Below are 435 nucleotides of genomic sequence, written 5' to 3'. Positions count from 1 at the left end.
ATCTTCTCGCGCGAACAATTCATCGAATGGTTCGACCTCGAGCACCTCGGCAAGTCGCCGGCCCAATACAACCCCGAAAAGCTCGCCTGGCTGAACAACCACTACATCAAGCAGGCCGATAACGTGCGCCTGGCCGATCTGGTGAAGCCGTTCATTGAAGAGCTGGGTGGCAAGGTCGATGGCGGCCCTGTGCTGGCTGACGTGATTGCGCTCGTGAAGGATCGCGCCAACACGCTCCGTGAAGTCGCGCAGACCGCGCTGCTGTTCTATCGCACGGATATCGCGGTCGAGCCGGAATTGGCTGCGCAGCATCTCACTGACGACGTACGCCCTGGCATTGCCGTGCTGGCAGAGAAGCTTGGCGCGCTGCCGGAGTGGAAGCGCGAGGCCATTGGCGCTGCCTTCAAGGAAGTGTTGGCGGCACAGGGCTGGAAG

The 435-nt window shown here is 61.4% G+C and carries 1 pseudogene; it reads left to right on the top strand.

Annotated elements, in window-relative coordinates:
• Window positions 1–435 (top strand): annotated as a pseudogene (locus tag C5L13_RS28450) (hypothetical protein); the annotation flags it as partial.

This window comes from Neorhizobium alkalisoli, from assembly GCF_002968635.1.
GTDB lineage: Bacteria > Pseudomonadota > Alphaproteobacteria > Rhizobiales > Rhizobiaceae > Neorhizobium > Neorhizobium alkalisoli.
This window is presented reverse-complemented; position numbering and strand designations above follow the sequence as displayed.